Source organism: Novosphingobium sp. fls2-241-R2A-195 (genome assembly GCF_030209485.1).
GTDB classification, from domain to species: domain Bacteria; phylum Pseudomonadota; class Alphaproteobacteria; order Sphingomonadales; family Sphingomonadaceae; genus Novosphingobium; species Novosphingobium resinovorum.
Window position 1 is genome coordinate 81,400 of record NZ_JARVRY010000003.1, and the last position, 17,095, is coordinate 98,494.

General features: G+C 67.1%; 15 protein-coding genes. 4 read left to right on the forward strand and 11 right to left on the reverse strand.

From position 1 onward, the window contains the following. Nucleotides 1-2: 2 nt before the first annotated feature. From QRN25_RS02400 to QRN25_RS02410, 3 genes are all read left to right on the forward strand, one after another. Nucleotides 3-1,100, forward strand: a complete 1,098-nt coding sequence (locus tag QRN25_RS02400) for a polysaccharide pyruvyl transferase family protein (protein WP_285017299.1) — start codon at nt 3-5, stop codon at nt 1,098-1,100. A 42-nt stretch (nt 1,101-1,142) separates the two neighbouring features. After that, nucleotides 1,143-2,393 carry a cell wall hydrolase gene (locus QRN25_RS02405; RefSeq protein WP_285017300.1) on the forward strand — a complete coding sequence of 417 codons (1,251 nt, stop codon included), beginning with the start codon at nt 1,143-1,145 and terminating at the stop codon, nt 2,391-2,393. Between the two features lie 249 nt (nt 2,394-2,642). Beyond that, the gene (locus QRN25_RS02410) at nt 2,643-3,464 is read left to right on the forward strand and encodes a calcium-binding protein (protein WP_285017301.1); all 822 of its coding nucleotides are present in this window, start codon (nt 2,643-2,645) and stop codon (nt 3,462-3,464) included. 3 nt (nt 3,465-3,467) lie between these two features. Here the strand turns inward: QRN25_RS02410 and QRN25_RS02415 are convergent, their stop codons facing one another. The 9 genes from QRN25_RS02415 to QRN25_RS02455 all read right to left on the reverse strand — a co-directional run bounded on the left by QRN25_RS02415 (nt 3,468) and on the right by QRN25_RS02455 (nt 13,031). Beyond that, entirely contained in the window at nt 3,468-4,967 is a 1,500-nt protein-coding gene (locus QRN25_RS02415; protein ID WP_285017302.1) for a lipopolysaccharide biosynthesis protein, read from the reverse strand. Then, nucleotides 4,964-5,872 carry a glycosyltransferase family 2 protein gene (locus QRN25_RS02420; protein WP_285017303.1) on the reverse strand — a complete coding sequence of 303 codons (909 nt, stop codon included), beginning with the start codon at nt 5,870-5,872 and terminating at the stop codon, nt 4,964-4,966. Before QRN25_RS02420 ends, QRN25_RS02415 begins: the two co-directional genes overlap by 4 nt. Next, nucleotides 5,869-6,963, reverse strand: a complete 1,095-nt coding sequence (locus QRN25_RS02425; RefSeq protein ID WP_285017304.1) for a glycosyltransferase family 4 protein — start codon at nt 6,961-6,963, stop codon at nt 5,869-5,871. The genes QRN25_RS02420 and QRN25_RS02425 overlap by 4 nt, the downstream gene beginning before the upstream one ends. Before the next feature lie 2 nt (nt 6,964-6,965). Then, on the reverse strand, nt 6,966-7,829 hold the full coding sequence (locus tag QRN25_RS02430) for a glycosyltransferase family 2 protein (RefSeq protein WP_285017305.1): 864 nt from the start codon (nt 7,827-7,829) through the stop codon (nt 6,966-6,968). A 4-nt stretch (nt 7,830-7,833) separates the two neighbouring features. Then, nucleotides 7,834-9,156: a glycosyltransferase family 4 protein gene (locus QRN25_RS02435; RefSeq protein WP_285017306.1), complete on the reverse strand. Its 1,323-nt coding sequence runs from the start codon at nt 9,154-9,156 to the stop codon at nt 7,834-7,836. Next, a complete protein-coding gene (locus QRN25_RS02440) occupies nt 9,153-10,514 on the reverse strand; it encodes a polysaccharide pyruvyl transferase family protein (RefSeq protein ID WP_285017307.1) in 1,362 nt (453 codons plus the stop codon). Before QRN25_RS02440 ends, QRN25_RS02435 begins: the two co-directional genes overlap by 4 nt. Nucleotides 10,515-10,677: 163 nt before the next feature. After that, entirely contained in the window at nt 10,678-10,977 is a 300-nt protein-coding gene (locus QRN25_RS02445; protein ID WP_271183887.1) for a hypothetical protein, read from the reverse strand. Between the two features lie 162 nt (nt 10,978-11,139). Then, complete coding sequence (locus QRN25_RS02450; RefSeq protein ID WP_271183888.1) at nt 11,140-11,577, reverse strand: hypothetical protein; 438 nt, start codon at nt 11,575-11,577, stop codon at nt 11,140-11,142. Beyond that, nucleotides 11,574-13,031 (reverse strand): GMC oxidoreductase, encoded by a 1,458-nt coding sequence (locus QRN25_RS02455; RefSeq protein ID WP_285017308.1) that lies wholly within the window; start codon nt 13,029-13,031, stop codon nt 11,574-11,576. Before QRN25_RS02455 ends, QRN25_RS02450 begins: the two co-directional genes overlap by 4 nt. Before the next feature lie 355 nt (nt 13,032-13,386). Here QRN25_RS02455 and QRN25_RS02460 point away from each other — a divergent pair, with 355 nt between their 5' ends. Further along, a complete protein-coding gene (locus QRN25_RS02460; protein ID WP_285017309.1) occupies nt 13,387-14,643 on the forward strand; it encodes a glycosyltransferase family 4 protein in 1,257 nt (418 codons plus the stop codon). A 19-nt stretch (nt 14,644-14,662) separates the two neighbouring features. Here QRN25_RS02460 and QRN25_RS02465 read toward each other — a convergent pair whose 3' ends face one another. Together QRN25_RS02465 and QRN25_RS02470 are read right to left on the reverse strand one after the other, a co-directional pair. Further along, complete coding sequence (locus QRN25_RS02465) at nt 14,663-15,901, reverse strand: DegT/DnrJ/EryC1/StrS family aminotransferase (protein WP_285017310.1); 1,239 nt, start codon at nt 15,899-15,901, stop codon at nt 14,663-14,665. Nucleotides 15,902-16,004: 103 nt separating this feature from the next. Then, the gene (locus tag QRN25_RS02470) at nt 16,005-17,030 is read right to left on the reverse strand and encodes a glycosyltransferase family 2 protein (protein ID WP_285017311.1); all 1,026 of its coding nucleotides are present in this window, start codon (nt 17,028-17,030) and stop codon (nt 16,005-16,007) included. Nucleotides 17,031-17,095: the final 65 nt, after the last annotated feature.

Here is a 17,095-nt window from a genome sequence, read left to right on the forward strand (position 1 = left end):
CGGTGAAGCACCAGCCGGTGATCGACGCGGGGAGCGAAGGGGCCGCGACGCCTCGCCATTCGCACCGGCGACAGGTCTTCGTACCGGGTGACCTGCACAATCTCGGCGACCTCAAGCTGGTGCTGCAGAACCTTGCGGTTTCGCGAGGGGAGGGCGGGGCGGTGCGGTACTGGGCGCGGCTCCCCGCAGCGATCGTCAGGCAGGTCGAGGAGGCAGGCGGCGAACTCACGCCGGGCAAGCGCCTGCTTCACTTCGCGGGCCGGGCCTTCGGGACCGATCTCGTGATTGGCGGCGGCCAGATCGTGCGGGACAACGTGTCGATCGCGTCGATGTTCGGCCTTGCACTGGCCGCCGTAAGCGCACGGGTGGGCGGCGGGCGCGTGGTCACGCGGGGGCTCGGGGTGAGTGTGATCCGTTCACGCTCCCGGCGTTTTCTCTGGCGCATGGTGCTGCGACGCTGCGCCGTGGTGAACGTGCGCGATGTGGCTTCCGCGCGCAATCTGGCCGATCTGTTGCCGGGCAAGGCGGTGGCGGTCCTTGCCGACATGGTGTTCCTGCCGACCGGCGCCTATGTCGAAGCCGAACGCGAGCCGGTCGCGCGCTGGATCGTGGTGGCGCCTTGCGACGACGGCAGCGAGCGCCGCTCGCTTGACGGCGCGGCGCTTGATGCGGTGCTCGATGCAGCGCAGGCGGCATTGCCCGACGCGCGGGTCGCCATTGCCTGCCACGACCCGCGCGAATCGATGGACAAGGCATCTGCCGCCCGTCTCGCAAGCCGCTGGCAGGGGCGTGAGCCCCATGTCTTCGATAGTTTCGAACTGGAAACCCTGACGCAGCTCTATCGCGACGCCGCCCTGGTGGTGACCAACCGGCTGCATTCGCTGATCTTTGCGATCCTTGCCGATGCGCCCGCGCTGGCGATCGAGGACGGCACGGCCAAGGTCCGTGTCGTGGCCGACGACTTCGCGATTCCCCTGATCGGCCGTGAGGAGGCGGGCAAGGCCGGAGCCAAAGTCGTGGCGGCGTTGGCGTTCGATGGCGCGGCCCGGGCGCAAGTCCGGCAGGAACTCGGGCGCCGGGCGGCGCTCAACCTCGATTGATGCCCGAAAGGGCTAATCCCGCTGCGCCGCCGCTCGCCCGCCGTGGCACTTTCCGTCCAGGCGGGGAGAAGGCATCACGGCACCGTGCAGTATCCCGCTGCCTCGACATCGGCGCGGCCGTCAGGCCCTGCACGATTCCCGGTGGTCCGGGTGATGCGCGCGATGACGGCGATCGTCGCAGCTGTCGGCCTGTGCTCCTATGCACTGCCTGCCGCCGTGCGCGCGCCGGTCTCCGTGGCGGCCCGATCCGGGCCGGTGATGCTCCGCAATCCGGTCGTGAAGCCGCCATTCGGTTCCGCCGCACCGGCAGCCGATACCGCCGGTTCACCCGAGGCAGCGCACCTGCTCAATGATGCGCGGCGTTTCGATGCGCGTCCGGGCCTCGCGAAGCCCTTCGCCTTCGTGGGCGGCGAGCAAGACCATCTGCGGGCGCTGACCTGCCTCGCTGCGGCGGGCTTGTACGAGGCGGGCGACGATGCCGCCGGGGAGCGTGCGGTGATGCAGGTGGTGCTCAACCGCGTGCGCCACGGGGTCTACCCGGCGAGCGTGTGCGGCGTGGTGTTTCAGGGGTCCGAACTATCGACCGGCTGCCAGTTCACTTTCACCTGCGACGGCGCGATGACGCGGCGGCCAGCGCCCGAAGCCTGGCGGCGTGCGCGGGTTCTCGCAGCGGCGGCGCTGTCCGGAGCGGTGGACCCGGCGGTGGGCGATGCCACGCATTACCATGCGGACTACGTCTATCCCTACTGGGCGCCGAGCCTCACGAAAGTCGCGCAGGTCGGCGCGCATGTGTTCTACCGGTTCGCCGGAGGGCATCTTGTCCGCCCGAATGCGCCGGAGCCTGTGATCGAGCGGCTCGGGGCACTCATGGGATCGGAGCAGGCAGAAGTCGAAACCACCCCAGCGTCCTTGCCTGCCGTCACGGAGCCCGCATTTGCCGCCGCACATCCGTCCGTCATGGCAGGGAACCCCGGCGGTGTTCAGGGTGATGCGATACTCCTCGCCATCGATCCGGCGATACCTCCGGGACGGTGGGCAATGGATGCGCTCTCCCGCTGCGCGGGCAAGGCCAATTGCCGTGTCGTTGCCTGGCCCTCTCCCGCAATGCTGGAGGCCAACCGCCTGCGGTCGCCGTTCCAGCGCGACCTTCCGGTCTTCGTCTTCATCCGCGACCCGGCGAGCCACCGCGACCTGGCGCTGTGGGATTGCTCCGCCGTGACCCGCCCGGATATGCGGCAATGCCTGCCGCCCGACCGCGTCGCCGTCCAGAGACTGCTCCATACTCCGCGTTAAGGTTAAGAAACCGTCAGATTTCCTGCTCCCGTGCGGACCGGCGCAAGCCCGGGGCCGCGCGTCCCGTTGCGCCTTCCGGAGGGTATGATCGCCCGATATGCGGCCGATCCGGATTCGCCCTCTGGAGCAACGACAATAATGTCCGAATACGGTTTCCCTCTCTCTCGACGTCACCTGATCGGCGCGCTTGCGACCGCTCCCCTCCTTCCTTCCATCGCACGGGGCGCTACCCCTTCCATCAGCCGGCTGATGGTGCAGGGGCGTCCGCAGGACACCCAATCGCCCTACAAGCTGGCTAACATATTGCCTGCGCTCGACAAGCTGGGCGGCGTGCGCAAGATGCGCTGCCGCGAGCCTTACAGCGGAACCGCAGGCTGGGCGACTTACGTGGGCCTCGCAAGGGCGGGCGTGCGGTTCTGCTTCACGCTCTCGGTGCGCGACATCCGCAAAAGCATCGCCGACATGAAGGCGTTCGTGGCGACCGTGCCCAATTCGATCTTCGCCATCGAGTTTCCCAACGAGCCGGATCTCAATCCGGTCACCTACAACGGCGTGACCGACAAGCGCATGGGCTTCCGCACGGGTAATGCACCGGCGCTGATGGCGTTCATCAAGGACTTCCACGCCGCCATCAAGGTGGACCCGGTGCTGCGCTCGATCCCGCTGGTCGCCAGCAACGACTTCATGCAGGCACAGCAGGCGCCGTACACCGACTTGGCCAATTCCCACATCTACCCGACGCCGCCGTCCGACGTCGCCGGGCGCGTGGCGGGGTTCAAGCAGAAGGTCGTCGAGAGCAAGACCACCCAGGGCATCATCACCGAGTGGGGCCGTACGACCGGGGGAAGCGCCAGCAACAATACCTCGCCGCCGGTCACGATCGCCCAGCAGGCGACGTTGCTGGCGTCCGACGTCAAAACCGCGATGGCGCAGCCCTACGTCCACACGATCAGCATCTACGAACTGTTCTGCTGGAAGGGCACGAGCGAGATCACCAATTTCGGCCTGTTCAACACCGACCTGACACCGCGCCCGGCGGTGGCGGCGATCCGTTCCGCGGTAGGCGCGTGAGGATCAGACCCCGGTTATCGCCGGGGCCCTTCGCCCTTTCCTGAAGCGGGCGATCGCGGTGCGTGCGAGGCCGAGCAGTTCGGCCTCCGCGCCCGCGCTTCGCCCGCTGCCGATCCACAGCAGGTGGAGCATGCCGAGGTAGGTCAGCGCGCCCAAGGGTGCGAGCACGGCGATGCGTGCGATGGGCATCGCACCGACTTGCAGCAGTTCGTGATCGGCCGCCAGTACCGCCGCCGCCATCACGACCACGGCCAGGATGGTACGCCGATGCGCCTTCATCTGATCGAGAATGGGGAGTCCCGTCAGCTTCGTGACGAGCGCGGACGTGATGAACAGGCCCAGCACCGAACTCAGCAGCCGTCCCCAGACCAGCCCCATCAGGCCCCAGCCCATAAGCCCGACCGTCACGCAAGGGACGCGCAGCGCCAGTCCCCAGACGTCGCGCACGAAGAGCGTGCGGGTGGCCCCTTCGGCCATGGCCAGGGGGCGCGATCCGGTCACCAGCGTCTGCAGCGCGTAGCTGAAGCCGATAACCTGGATCAGCGGTACCGTGATCAGCCATTTCTGCCCGAGCGCCACGCGCACCATCGGGTCGGCGAGTAACATGAAGCCGACCGCGATCGGCAAGGCGACGATGCCGATCGCGCCTTGCGCGGTCTGGTAGGCGGTGCGCAGCCGGGCGCGGTCGCCCTGCATGCGGGCGAAGCTGGGAAACAGGGTCTGGACCAGCGGCGTCGTCGCCTCGCGGCTCGGGATGGCGGAGACGTTGTCGGCCATCGAGTAGGCGCCCAGCTGTGCGGTCGGCAGGAACAGGCCGATCACCAGCTGATCGAAGCGCCAGTTCACCACGTTCATCACCTGGCCGAGGAACAGCCAGCTGGAGAAGCCCAGCAGGTCGCGCGAACGCGAGAGGGTGAAGCGCGGCCGGTAAGGCACGACGAGGTAGCTCAGCACCGTGCCCAGCGCGCCGCCGATCGCCGATCCCACCACGATAGCCCAGTAGTTGCGCAGCCACAGTGCCAGCCCCACGGAGATCGCCAGCGCCGACAGCTTCTGCACGATCTGCAGCATGATCATTGGCCGGAAATTCATCGCCCGCATCCGCAGCGAAACGAGCGGATTGGTGAGCCCCGCCAGTGCGCCGGTGATGCCCGACAGCACGAAGAGCGGCGCCAGCCTGTCGTCGCCGTAGAGCCGGGCCAGCGGTTCGGACGCCAGCGCGAAGCCGCCAGCGATGAGGGCCGCGCGCAGCAACGACATGGTCCAGGCGCTGTCGATGTGCGCGGGCGTCACCTCGTCGCGCTGGATGAGGGCCGATCCGACCGACAGCTCGGTCAGCGCGACCAGTACACCCAGCACCGTCGTGCAAATGGCGACGAGGCCGAAGTCCTGCGGCGTGAGCAGCCGCGCCAGCACGACCAGCGCGCCTAGGTTGGCGAGGTTAGTGGCTATCCGCGTTGCCCCGAGGGCTGCGGCGCCGCGCGCTACACCGACTTTGCTCATGCGGCGCTGGCCGGGCGTGGTTGGCGCAGGTCGTCCCAGATGCCGCGTGTGGTGCGCCAGCCGACCGCCAGTGCCCGCTTGCTCGGGGCTTGAAGAAAGGAGCGCAGGATCAGCCACAGCGCCGCGCCGTTGCTGCCGAAGCGGCGCTTGATCTCGGCTTCCACCAGCTTGTGCTGCGACCGGATGCGCGCCCGTTCGCCCGCACGCTCGACGTCGGCGAGGAGGTTGGCGAAGATGGCGCGGTGGCCGGAGAGCACCTTGTTCATGTTGGTCGTGATCCGCTCGTGCGGGCCACAGTTGAACCGCACCAGTGGCAGGCGCGCAACCCCCATGGGTCCGATACGGCGCAAACGGAACCACAAGTCCCAGTCCTGGCAGCTTGGCAGCTCCGGATTGAACCCGGTTGCCTCCTGCAGCGCCGATCGCCGGATCACCGCGCCCGACGTGCTGCCGAGGCCATTGGCGCAGCGCAAGTCGAGCAGCGAGGGATTGTCGCGCGGCCGGTGGATCTTCTCCACCTTGATGCCGACGAGGCGAAATCCGCAGAACAGGCCGACCAGATCGGGCCGTTCCTCCAGCAGTGCGAACTGGCGCTCCAGCTTATCCGGCTCCCACGCATCGTCGGAATCGAGGAAGGCGACCCATTCCGACTGCGCCCGCGCGATCCCGGCATTGCGCGCGACATTGGCGCCGCCGTGCTGCATCTCGACCAGTTCGATCGCCGGATCGTCCTGCGCCAGCGTGCGGACCCATTCGATCGTGCCGTCGGTAGAGCCGTCGTCGACGATGAAAATCCGCGCGACCGGCAGGGTCTGCGCCTTTATGCTGGCGATGGCCTCGGGCAGCAGGTCCCGGCGGTTGTAGGTCGGGATCACCACGTCGATGGTCGGGCCTGCGTGCTTCATCGCGGCTGTCCTCCTGAAACCTGTTTGATGACGTCCATCAGGCCGGAGCCCGCCGCCTTCCAGGTGAAGCGCGCGGCGCGGCGGCGACCCTGTGCGATCTTGAAGGCGCGCAGGGCTGGATCACTGCGCAGGCGCACGATGGCCTCGGCCCACTCGTCCGGGCGGTCGGTGCCGGCGTAGATCGCGGCGTCTCCGCAAGCCTCGGGGATCGCGCCGGCCGGGCTGGCGACCACGGGGCAGTCGCACAGCATCGCTTCGAGCGGGGGGAGCCCGAAGCCTTCGGTGCGCGAGGGAAACAGGATCGCCACCGCGCCGCCGAGAAGACTCTTGAGTTCGCCGTCATCAGGCCGTCCGGCAAAGATCGTGCCCTCGGGCGGACGGAGCCCCGACGCGGCGAGCGCCTCGCGCTGCGGGCCGACGACCACCAGCCGGGTCGGGGCGGCGGCGCCGGAGGAGAAGGCGTCGAAGACGACCGCATTGTTCTTGTAAGCCTTGGGGCTGCCGAACAGGACGGCGTAGCTCCCCGGTATCAGGCCAAGGCGTTCGCGCAGGCCGTTGTCCTCGGCCGCGTCGAGGATGTGGTCGGCCCCGTTGGCGATGACGCGCGTGCGCCCCTGATCGGCGATGGCATGCTGGTGCAGCAGGCGGCGGGAGAATTCCGAGACGGTCAGCGTCGCCTTGCTCGATCGCCCCAGCAGCGGCGTCAGCCAGCGATAGCCGATCCGCTGGCGGGCCGGATAGCCGCAGTCGGAGAACAGGAACTGCACGTCATGGATCATCGTGATCTTGTTGCGGTGGGCGATCGGCGCGAGGTTGGCGAGGTTCACCAGCACCCCGTCGCGGCTCGCCAGCGGCAGAATGACCTGTTCCCAGAACTGGTCGGTTCGCGCGTAGTCACGTCGCTCTATGGCTTGTAGTGGCGGCACCCAGTCGGCTTTTGTCGCCGTCATCAGATAGGCGCGGGGCCGGTGTTCAAGGGGGATCAGCGCCAGCATGCGGTCACACTCGCGGATCAGCCGGTCGGCGACGCGGTGGACGCCGTTCAGCCCGCCGGAATAGAATTTGCCGTTGAAGTAGATGGGGCGCAGCATGGTCACATCGTCTCGACCCGGCGCGGATCGATGCGGCCGGTCATGAGGTCTCGAAGCGCGATGAGGTTGCCCAGCAGGCGCCCGCGCCGGTCGATGTGCGGTTCGGGATAGAAGCTGCGCAGCGCGTTCGAGGCGAGGTTCTGCACCAGCAGCCGCTGGCCGAGGTTGGGCTGCATCGTACCCTTGCGCCACAAGTGGACGAGGTTGGCGACTTGCGAATAGCCCAGTCGCTTGCCCGGCGACCTGGCACTGCGGGTGCCTAGGTGGATGCCGGTCAGCCGGTCGCCCGACACCAGCCTGCCGCGCTTGCCGAGCTGGTGGGTGAAGTCGATGTCCTCCTGCCAGCCGTAGAGCGGCAGCGCCTCGTCGAACCACAGCCCGTCGATGGCCGAAGCGCGCACGGCCATGTTGCAGCCATAGAGCGCCTGTCGCGGCCTGAGCGGAGTGAAGGCGGGCAGGGTGTGGCCGTCCAGCCTCAGCGCGGCGGCGTCGAAGGGGATTTCCTCGCCGTGGATGCCGTCGGCCAGCAGGTCCCCGGTCGCGCCGACGATGCTCTGGTCGGCGAACGTCTCCTCGATCACCGCGAGGTAGTCGTTATGGACGACGAAGTCGTCGTCGAGGAACACCACCACGTCGGTTTCGGTGGAGAGTTCGCGCAACGCCGCGTTGCGCTGGCGGCAGAGGCCTTTGTCTCCGAACATGACGCGGGCGGGCATGCGTGCGCGTTCGACGCCCGCGACGTCGGCCGGGCCGGTGGCCGAAACGAGGATGCCGTCGGGCAGGCGCGTCTGCTCGGCGATGCGGTCCACCGTGCGCGCGAGCAGAGCAGCGCGGCCGACGGTGGCGAAGACGACGTGGATGCGCATAAGGCTAGACTCTCCCCGCCGCGCGGCGATTGCGGAATGGCAGGACGATGGCGGTCGGCGGCACCTCGGGCGCATTGCCGGCGCTGCGCCGGACCGCCGCGAGGAGCCCGGCCCGGCCGCCGTCGAGGTAGGCGGTATAACCATCGAGCAGCGCGTCGATCCAGGCTTCGGGAGGCAGGGCAAGGGCGCGGGTGTGGCGATGGGCGTTCTCGCTCATTTCCCGGGCGCGCGCATCGTCTGCGAAGATCGCGGAAAGCGCGGCGGCGAAAGCGGCCACGTCGCGTGGGTCGACGGACAGGCCCGCCCCTGCGGCGACGATGTCCGGCGCGATAAGCGCATCGCGTGAGGTCACGACCGGAAGCCCGCTCCACAGCGCTTCGACGGCGGCGAGCCCGAACGGCTCGATATGGCGGCTGGGCATGACGGCGACGCGGGCATGCCGCGCGAACTGGCCGACTTCGGAAGGCTTGCGGCGGCCGATCCAGGCCATCTCCGCGTAGCGTTGCCGCAAGTCGGAGAGCATCTCGCCGTCGCCGATGGCGGTCAGGCGCACTCCGGCCCGGCGACAGGCTTCGGCGGCGAGGTCGATGCCCTTGGTCGCCTCCATGCGGCCGACGAATAGGACACCCCGGTTTTCTTCGGCGGGTATGCGCTCAAGGGTCCAGGGGATGACGGGATTGGGCAGGACCGCCATATCGCCGTCGCTCAGCCCGGAGCGGGCGAGGTACGGGGCCATGCCGCCGTGAATCAGCAGCAGCGGCGGGGGCGTTGCTCCCAGCACGCGATTCTGGATGCCTTGACGGGCGCTGCGCCACGCCTTCGATACGATGCCCCGGCGGTCGCAGGCGGACGTGAGGCAGGCCGCGCTCATCGGCGTGGCGCCGCACGGCGCGTCGCGGCCAAAATGAAACATCGCACCGTTGGGGCAGGTGAAGAAGAAGTCGTGCGCGTGAACCAGCATGCGTTCGCGCACCGGGCGTAGCGCCGCAAAAAGCGCGGGCGAAAGAATCTGCGACCACCCGTGGACATGATATATGGTGCGCGGGGTATCGTTCCGGGCGACCCAGTCGGCGACCATCATCGCCGCCGGGCGGTTGTAGAGCCCGTGGACCATTGCCCTGGCGCGGCTGCCTTCCAGCAACCGCCCATGCCCCAGCGCCGCGACTTCGATGCCCTCGGCTTCGAGTTCGCGACTGCCGGTCGATCCGCACAGAAGGGTCACCGACTGCCCGCGCCGCGCGAACTGCACGGCTGCCTCCAGGGCAAGCTGCGAAGCGCCTCCCTTGGCGTTGGACAGGTCGTTGATCATGACGATACGGTCGATCATCCGGCCGACGTCCTTCCGGCTGCGCTCGCGAGTTGGCGCGCGAGGGCGTGGATGGCAGAAGTGGCACCTTGCAGCAGGTCGGTATGGATCTGCTCCTCGATGCCCTGTTCGATAGCGGTCACCGCAAGGTCGGCGACGTGCATCGGGCTCGCCTCGCGCGGATCGACGACGAAGGCGCCGCGGCCGGTCAGCTCGAAGAAGCTGCGCAGCTTGCAGTCCCAGGCGAAGCCGATCGTGGGCACCCGATAGGAATAGGCCACGATGCAGGCATGCAGGCGATGGGCCAGTACGCAGTCGAAACCGGAGAGGGCATGGGCCAGCTCGCGCGGTTCCGCAAAGTCGGGGGCGAAGGAGATGCCCTGCTCGCGCCCGATCCTGGCCTTAAGGCGATCCCGGAACAGGCGGTCCTCGGGGCTGCCGTTGGTGAACAGCACGACCTCTCGCCGCAGCGCCGTCAGCTGGCGCGCGACCGCGCGCATCCATGACTCCAGCTGGCCATCGTCGTGCGCCCCTTCGTGATGGAGGCGCAGCGCGATCGGCGCGGTCACGCAAAGGCCGACGCGCGGCGGACCCGACAGGCGCGGAGTACCGTAGTGCCGGGCGCTGAGCAGGCCCGGATCGGGCGCGATCCTGGCCGTACCAAGACCTTCACGGCCCATCGTCGCCTGCCAGTTCGCAGCGGAGCGCTCGTCCCGTACCGAGACGTAGAGCAGGCGCGCCGCCTGAAGCTGTTCGGCCAGACGCGCGCGCCCGCGGTCGGACCACTCGCCGGAAACCCCCACGCTGGCGATCGCCACCGGCAAGCGGCGCGCGTTGGCAAGCTTGAGGGCTTCGGCGATCTTTATCGGGAAGTTCTGGTCGACATCCTGGAACAACGCGCCGCCGCCGATAACCACGCTGTCGCACGTGGCCAGTTGCTTCGCCCAGCGCGGCGCGAAACGATGGCGCACCAGCAGCAGGAGCAGCGCGGGAACCATCACGGTGCGCAGGCGGGCAGGAAGCCTCTCGATGATCGACAGCGCCGTGGCCCGGCGCCGTCCGTGCGCGGTGCTGAAGCTTGTGCGCCCGGCAAGGTCGATGGAAGCCGGCTCGATGCGCGGACCGGCGCGTCGCAGTTCGCCTTCGAGGCACTCCGCAATGATGCCGTCGCCCAGGTTGGGGCTGTACTTGACGTTGAGGATGGCTACCCGAACAGCGGCGGGCCAGTCATTGACGGGGGTATCATCGGCAGGATGGTCGATGGTTGGCTCCGGCTGAACGGACGGCTGATCGTGAGTGTCTTGTGCATTCGTCGGAGGCAGACTCTCGCACGGCGCCTCGCATGGATCGTCGAGCATCAGTCGGTCGGCGGCTTCCATGGACGATCCTGTTTCCGGTTGCGGACAGACTGTATCCCGTGCCGCGTATGACCGCGACGGCACTGCAACAAAACCAAAGGTATGGAATCGCGCCGCTTTGGCGAAGAGGGGCGAATGGGGGGCTACCGAAGGGGTAGGCGGTATCGGAAGCGCAGCCGAAAGCTCAGGACAGCGGCCCTCCGTATTCCATCAGGTCGGCAAGAGCGCGCAACTGTCCGGGCAGTTCGGCGGACAGTCCGAAGCATTCGTAGAAGTTCACGGTTGCCCCCAGCATCGCCACAGCCACGGTACTGGCGGGCAGCCCGCGCTCCGCCAGTCGTCCGTAGATCGTCGCCAGCTGGTGGGATACGGGCGCGAAGTCGCGGTAGTCGATGTCTGCGCTGGTACGTGCGATACGATCAAGGCAGTCCCTGACACTGTCGGCCCTCACACTGTCGCGTTCGGCTTCTGAAGCATCGTGCATATCGACCCCTTCGATCCGGTTGGTGAATCCGCAATGTGCCGGGCGCGCCGCAAGCGCCCTTTCCCAAGTATCAGGTCAGCAATTGTCCGAAGCCATTTCTATGAAGGCGTCATCATTTCTGGTCGTCTTGGACTTGCGGCTAACCCTTTGGAGCTAGGTCGTTCAGCCCAGTTGCGCGAAAGGGTTGCTGCAGGGATTGTCGGCGAAAAGGCCGTGGTATTCCAGATGACCCGGATCGGCGGACCCGTCGTGCCCGGTGGCAAGGACGAATTCGGTCAGCAGCTTGCGGTCGAAGGTATCGAAGCGCTTGCCGATGCCAGGCTGCTGCAGGGCCAGGCGCCTGGCGCCGCCGACTGTCTCCAGAAGGCGCAGCGCGCCCGCTTCCATGTGGCCGAGATGACCGTTGCGGGCGCTGAAATCCTTGACGAAGAGGGCGAAGTCGGTGTCGCTCATGGTGAAGGGACCGGCAAGGCGGTGCAGGATCGCGCGCATGGCGTCCGCACTTTCACTGCCGGCCACGAACCCGGCGAGCCCGCCCGTGATGCCGATTCCGGCAACGCCGATCCCGACCAGCGCGGTGCGGCGGCTGATCCCGCTCATGCCAGCACCTGTCGGGCTGCGCGGATCGACATGGCGGCGACGGTCAGGCTGGGGTTGCTGGCCGAGCAGGTCGGAAACACGCTCGACCCGACGACGACGAGGTTGCGCAGGTCATGATGGACCTGCCCGCCGTCGACCACGGAATCGCGCGGATCGCCGCCCATGCGCAGGCTACCCTGCAAATGGCTTTCGGTCGGCCGCACGGAGCGGCGCTCTATGCGCTCCACCGGGATGCCGGAAAGGATGTCCGGCAACTGCTTGAAGGCCCGCTCGACACCGGCGAGGGCATAAGCGCCGGGTTCGCCGCCGACGACCTTGGCTCGTCCGTCCGGGCCGAGCACGACGGCGTTCCGGTCGTCCGGCAGTTCCTCTGCGACGATGACGATCGGCAATGTCTGTCGCCAGCGCCCGGGCTCGGTCCGGAAACCGAACTTCCAGCGGTTCTCGAAATAGAGCAGCACGGCACCGGAGCTTTTGCGGAACGGGCCGTCGTAGGCGCCGTAGTCGAGCCCGGTGGTGATCGTGCTGCCGTCGAAGTTGTCGATCCCGTCGAGCATGGCTTCAACCTCGATGCCGTAAGCTTCGTGCAGCCCCTTGCCGACCGGTCCCCGGTCGATACCGGAGCGCAGCAGGATGGCGGGTGAATGGATGGCGTTGGCGCCCAGCACGAAAAGGTCGCCATGCACGGTGAATTCGCGCCCTCCGGAGCGGAACTTCACCGATCGTGCGACGCCTGCCGCCGCCTCCAAACGGGTGACCTCGGCGCCAGGGCAGACGCTGACGGAAGCGTGCTGGAACACGTCCATGAGCCCGTTGTTGGCGGTGAACTTCGCATCGACCGGGCATAGCGAGCAGCGATGGTTGGCGCAGCAGGACGGCCGCGTCGCGGTCGCCACGCGGGCGCGGGCGGTGGGCATGACGAAGTGCAGGTCGGGCCGGGCGTGCTTTAGCCGCGCATCCGGGGTCGAGGGGTGGTGCGGCGGCTGGGGGAAGGGGCGCGATCGCGGCAGCACCTGCGCCATCGCCTCGTCTCCCGAGATAGCCATGATGTCTTCCGCCTCGCAGTAGAACGGCTCCAGCTCCGCATAGTCGAACGGCCAGTCGCGGCCGGTTCCGTAAAGGTTGTGCAGGCGGAAGTCGGTCGGGTGGAAGCGCGGTGTCTGCGCGAACCAGCAGTTGGTACCGCCGCCGAAGCCGATCGTGAAATTCCATGGATGATCGCCTTCGTTGGCGAACGTCGAACCCGGTTCGATTCGGCTTTGCCGGCCGTCTTCCCACTGATCGGCATGGCTGCGGATCTCACCCCATTCGAGCACCAGAATCTTGCCGGCACGTCCATGCCTGAGCGCTTCATGCAGGAAGAAGCCCGATCCGAAGCCCGATCCGATCACAACCGTGTCGAAATGCTGCCCGGCGACGTCCTCGGCACGGACCTGCGTTTCAAGCCTGGTCATGCGGGAATGACGGCATGAGATGGACGAGAAGGCCGGTGATGATGCGGTTCGGACCGAAATGTTTCCACGATAACCGCGTCCTTGTCGAAGTACCTGGGTTTCAGCGAACTGAATTTCTTCGTGTCAGTCTCTTCCCTTCGGGCGGCGGCGCAAATGGACATGATTGATTAATCCAATGGGGTAGCGGGTTTGTCATTTGGATTAATCTGAGGTTTTTCACCGACCGTTTTATTGGGAGCATTTCTTGCCATTTCTCCGCGCGAAATGGGAGTAATCCTTATGGTGCAGTTGGAGCGGTCGTCGGTATGCGCGATTTATCGAAGCTAGACACAAGGTGGCAACATGGGGACATGTCGTGGCGACACAGGCATCGATCGACGCAAATCCGCGCATCGGCTCGTCCCATGACTTGCCGGGGGGAGAGGAGCGGCCGGTGCCTCGTCTGTTCATCAACGGCCGTTTCCTCGTCCAGCAGGCGACCGGCGTGCAGCGCGCAGCCCGCGAGGTCACCGTGGCGCTGGACCGGCTGCTCGGGCGCGGGGCCGTCGATGCAGACGTAACGCTGCTGGCGCCGCCGGGGCCATGGGTGCAGCGCCTTTCTCTGGACTACATAAAGGTCGAGACGGTTGGCAGGTTCGGCGGCGTGCTGTGGGAGCAGTTCGATCTGCCCGGCTATGCGCGCGGCGGGACGCTCCTGTGCCTTGGCAACAGTGCGCCCGCGCGGTCGCTGACGGAGCGTGACACCGACGTGGTGGTGATGGTCCATGACGTCTCGTTCCTCGACCATCCCGGGGCCTACAAGCTGACCTACCGGATCGGGCATCGGATGATGCTGCCGCTGCTGATGCGGGCTGCACGTGCGATCGTCACCGTTTCGGAGACGGAGCGCGAGCGCCTGGTGCGGCTGGCTCCGGCCGCCGCGCCGCGCATCAGCGTCGCGCCCAATGGTGGCTGGAGCACCGATATCGCCGCTTCCACCGGCGAGGTCGAGGGACTGCCGCCGCCCGGCTACGGCCTCTATGTGGGCTCGCTGTCACATCGGAAGAATTTCGCGCGTACGCTTGAAGCGGCGATCCGCCTCGCACGCGAAGACGGGCTGCACTTCGTCTTCGTCGGCGCGACGGGCAGGGTGCTGCGCCAGCCCCGATGCGACGTGCCGGACGACGTTGCCGACCGAATCCACTTCCTCGGACAGGTCAACGATGCGGCCAGTCTCGCACGCATCTACCGCGACGCGCGCTTCCTGCTGTTCCCCTCGCTTTACGAGGCCTGCCCGTTACCGCCGGTCGAAGCGGCCCATTTCGGCTGCCCGGTCGTGGTTTCGAACATCCCGTCGATGTGGGAGCGGTGCGGGCGGGGGGTTATCTATTGCGACCCACTGTCGGTGGATTCCATGCTGCGCGGCGTGCGCACCGTGCTGGCGGACTCCGCCTGGCGCGACCGCGCCATCGCGGCCGGACAGGCCATGGCCCGGCGACGCTGCTGGCAGGACCAGGCGGCGCTGGTCTGCGTCGCGGCACTTGGTGAGGATTGTCTTGCGAACCGGGCCTCGGGGGGTGGGGCCACGGTGGCGGCGGCGGGGCCTTGCGGCTCCGTCGCCGTCTCAGTCTGAACCTAACAGGCTAAGCCTATCAAGCGGGCGCGGGGACTGAGGCGCAGGCCACAGGCGATACCGCGTCGATCATCGCCACGCGGTGTTGTTCCGCCGCGATCACGGCGACCACCCGCGCGATCTCCGCCGCTGCCAATCCCGATCCCGTCGGCAGGCCGAGCAGCGAGCCGGAAAGTCGGTCGGTGACGGGCAGTTCGTCGCGGGGTACGTCTGCCAGATGGTCGTGCAAGTGCAGGCCACGCCCGTACCAGAACCGCGTCTCGATGCCGGCAATGTCCAAAGCGGACTGCAGGGCTTCCGCCGTCGTGGCATCGGCGCATCGATGGACCACGTAGTTGGATGCGATATGCGGCGCCGTGAGCAGGGTGTCGGCGTTCAGGCCTCCCTGCACGAACGCAGCGCGATAGGCACGCGCTGCGCGGCTTAAATCGGCGCGCTTGACAGCCCACCCATCCAGTTCGGCAAGGGCCACGGCGGCATGATACTCGCTCATCTTGCCGTTCAGGCTGGCGGTCTGGCTGTTGCGTGAACCCATGAAGCCGAAGTTGGTCGCCTGCGATGCCCTGGCGGCAAGAGCCGGATCCGGCCACAGGACGCAGCCGCCTTCGCCGCAGCCGAAAGCCTTCGTGGCGTGGAAGCTGAGGGCGAGGGGAATGCGTGCGTCACAGACCATGGCACCGTCGGCGACTGCCTCGATGGCGGCGGCGGCGTCGATGATCACTTTCACGCCGGTCTCGCGCTGGAAACGCGCCCAGCGCTCGACGTCGATGGGCCGACCATATGCCGTGACGGGGATGACCACGCCGAACCGCTCGATCAGCGGATGGTTCGCCAGCCGGTCCGGGTCCAGCGTCCAGCTTTCTTCGCAGATGTCGGCGAGGTAGGGCTGGTAACCGCACTGGCTGGCTGCCGCCGCAGTCGCCACGAAAGTGTAGGCCGGGCAAACCGCATAAGGGCGTCCCGGAGTCGCGGTCCCCGCATGGGCCATGATCGCGGCGATGAGCGCCGCCGTGCCGGAGCTGGTGGTGATGACGCTGCCGTCGATCAGTCCGAAGGACGTTTGCAGGCGCTTCTGCAAAGACCTGACCAGCGGCCCCTGGTTGGAGTACATGCGGGCCTGGTCGATCTGCCGGAGATAGGGCGCGACTGCATCGGTCGTGGGGAGGCGCGGCTCATAGGCCAGGAGGCGGCGCCGGCTTCTGGGCGCAAAAGCCGACAGTCGATGGGACAACTCGTCCGGCGCGATGCCGTCGATCATGCGCAGGGGACCGAAATCCCCGGGGAAGTCGGGGACGTCGACGAGAGGCGCACCAGGCGCGATGGGCTTGAAGAGGCCGATGGTGATTTCTCCTTTTTTGTCTTTACGGTCTCACTGCCGGATTGAGGGCGAACTGGCGGGCGCGGCCGCTGCCGGAACCATGGATCATGTCCTGGTAGATGCGTCGGATCCCCCGCACGAGCGCGCGCGGAGCGATCAACAGCGGCAGGCCGATGGCCCAGAACCGTGGCAGCGCGAAGTAGCGGCGCGTCAGATAGAGTGCGGCCAGAAGCGCGTCACGCACGGTCGTACCCTCCGATTTGGCGTTGAGGATCCGCGCGATCACGTGGGTCTCGAAAATCCGTCCGGCCATGGCGCGGCGGACGCGGCGGTCCTCGGGGAACAGGAGTTGTGCGATCTCGTCGTAGGCGCGCACATCGACTTTCAACCGCTCCAGCCAGCCGATACGGCGCTTGAGTTGGTCGTTGCCTGAACGGAAGCCGACGCAAGGCTCCTCGATCACGCCCCATTTGCCCCGGGCGCCGACGGCAAGACCCTCGATATATACCTGCGAATAGAGGTTCGTCATCGCCCGGGCACGGGGATCCGTGGCTGCTGCTTCCCAATCGCTGCGCCGCACGAGGGTGGCCGAGATGAAGCCGAGCAGTTCGGCAAGATGGCTGAAGGCCGGGCCGATCCCGGTGAAGCACTGAGTCCTGGGCATCTTGCGGATACCCGTCATCCGACGCATCGTTACATCGTAATCCACCACGCCGACGGTCAATGCCACCGTGTCCGGCCAGGCCGCCAGCGCCGAAAGAACCCGGCGGATGCCGCCTCGCTCGATCCGGTCGTCATCGCCCATCAGCCAGACGTAGTCTCCCGTCGCCCGGGCGGCTACGGCGGCGATATTGCCGTCCACCCCGATGTTGATCGTGTGTCGGAAGTAGATGAAATGCGCGAGGCGGTCGGCATAGGCTCCGGCGACCGCCTCGGTATCGTCAGGAGAGGCATCGTCCCCGACGACCACTTCCACGTCACCGCTATTCTCTGCGAGAATGCTGTCGAGCAGTTCCGCCAGGCAGGCGGAACGATTGTAGGTGGGAATGCAAATCGAAAGCGTCGGCATACGATTTCCAGGATTTGAGGCAGTGCCTCCCGCGAGCTGAAATACACCATATGTAACAAAATGCG

Coding starts and splice junctions, on each gene's coding strand:
- QRN25_RS02435 (WP_285017306.1), bottom strand. CDS start 9,156: ATGATCGACCGTATCGTCATGATCAACGACCTGTCCAACGCCAAGGGA.
- QRN25_RS02450 (WP_271183888.1), bottom strand. CDS start 11,577: ATGAGCGGGATCAGCCGCCGCACCGCGCTGGTCGGGATCGGCGTTGCC.
- QRN25_RS02430 (WP_285017305.1), bottom strand. CDS start 7,829: ATGCGCATCCACGTCGTCTTCGCCACCGTCGGCCGCGCTGCTCTGCTC.
- QRN25_RS02455 (WP_285017308.1), bottom strand. CDS start 13,031: ATGACCAGGCTTGAAACGCAGGTCCGTGCCGAGGACGTCGCCGGGCAG.
- QRN25_RS02420 (WP_285017303.1), bottom strand. CDS start 5,872: ATGAAGCACGCAGGCCCGACCATCGACGTGGTGATCCCGACCTACAAC.
- QRN25_RS02440 (WP_285017307.1), bottom strand. CDS start 10,514: ATGGAAGCCGCCGACCGACTGATGCTCGACGATCCATGCGAGGCGCCG.
- QRN25_RS02415 (WP_285017302.1), bottom strand. CDS start 4,967: ATGAGCAAAGTCGGTGTAGCGCGCGGCGCCGCAGCCCTCGGGGCAACG.
- QRN25_RS02410 (WP_285017301.1), top strand. CDS start 2,643: ATGGTGCAGGGGCGTCCGCAGGACACCCAATCGCCCTACAAGCTGGCT.
- QRN25_RS02470 (WP_285017311.1), bottom strand. CDS start 17,030: ATGCCGACGCTTTCGATTTGCATTCCCACCTACAATCGTTCCGCCTGC.
- QRN25_RS02465 (WP_285017310.1), bottom strand. CDS start 15,901: ATGATCGACGGCATCGCGCCGGACGAGTTGTCCCATCGACTGTCGGCT.
- QRN25_RS02445 (WP_271183887.1), bottom strand. CDS start 10,977: ATGCACGATGCTTCAGAAGCCGAACGCGACAGTGTGAGGGCCGACAGT.
- QRN25_RS02425 (WP_285017304.1), bottom strand. CDS start 6,963: ATGCTGCGCCCCATCTACTTCAACGGCAAATTCTATTCCGGCGGGCTG.